The sequence below is a fragment of the Campylobacter concisus UNSWCS genome (assembly GCF_000466685.1).
Taxonomy (GTDB): Bacteria; Campylobacterota; Campylobacteria; order Campylobacterales; family Campylobacteraceae; genus Campylobacter_A; species Campylobacter_A concisus_A.
Genome location: NZ_ANNG01000112.1, coordinates 1 through 1,190, shown reverse-complemented (window position 1 = coordinate 1,190; position 1,190 = coordinate 1). Strand labels below are relative to the sequence as shown.

Genomic DNA, 1,190 nt, shown 5'->3' with positions numbered 1-1,190 from the left:
TATTTAGTAGCTCTTTTAGCTCATTTAGCGATGGGTTGTTTGGAGTTGAGCCTATCTTTGCTCCAAGGTTTCCTTTGATCATTAAATTTGCTACCTTATTTAGCTCATCTATCATAGTGCTATCTTTTTTGATGCCAGCTACGACTTTATCGATGTTTTCATTTATGGCTTTGCTCATCTCGCCAAATTCATCATTTGATCTTACCTCTAGCTTGCTTGGTGCTTTTGCTTCGTAAGTTACAAATTTAAACACATCATCAAGCTTAGACTGGATAGTTTTTATAGGGTTAAGAGACTTTTTAAGTAAGAAATAGACAAATGCTGAAAGGATAACGATAAATAGCACTGCTAAGATTAGCTGGATCTTTAGGAGGGGCATAGTATTTGTGGTAAATACATCTTTTTGCATAGCAGATATAGCTAGCCAGCCACGATCGTTTAGCTCTATAAAGTCAGCATATCTATCCTCGCCTTTTGTGTTTTTATAGGCAATTAGACCGTTTTCATTAAATTCTTTATTTTTATATCTAGCGACTAGCTTGCTTGTGGTTGGATTGTCTTTACCGACTAGTTCTTTGTCAGGATGGATGATGATCTTGCCATCTTTATCTACTACGTAAGCATAGCTATAATCAGTCTTGCTGATACTCATGATCTCTTTGCTTAGCTCTTCGATGCTAACATTTGTCGCTGTTACACCGATATCTTTTATAGGAGCAACGAAGCTTATAACCATTTGTTGCAAAGATGCAGATACATAAGGATCAGTAAAGGTAATGCCATTTTTTTCTTTAGCTAGTTTATACCAGTCTCTAGCTCTTGGATCATAGCCATCTTTTGGGGTTTCATTTTTGCCATTTGAGCGGTACATCGCACCGTCATTATAGCCAGCATAAACAAGCCCAACCTCTTTATTTGACATCGATTTGGCTTGAGCTAAGATGGCGTCGATGCCGTTGCGGTTTTCGTCTAGCTTAGACAGGATAGAAGACATACTATTCACGATATGAAGATTGTTATTAAAAAATGTATCCATTGCATTTTTAACATCTTTTAGAATTTGGCGCTGTGTTTGCGTGACTAGCTCGGTTGTTTTGTTTTGGGCAGTGTAGTAACTAGCGGCTGACATAGCCACAAACGATATACATAGAGCAACTATTAGCATTAGTGCTATTTTATTGGTGATTGAC

1 protein-coding gene is annotated in these 1,190 nt (G+C 37.4%); it reads right to left on the bottom strand.

Annotation, left to right across the window (positions count from 1 at the left end):
• On the bottom strand, positions 1-1,165 hold a 1,165-nt coding region (locus UNSWCS_RS11065), incomplete at its 3' end, for a cache domain-containing protein (protein ID WP_035144161.1).
• Positions 1,166-1,190: the final 25 nt, after the last annotated feature.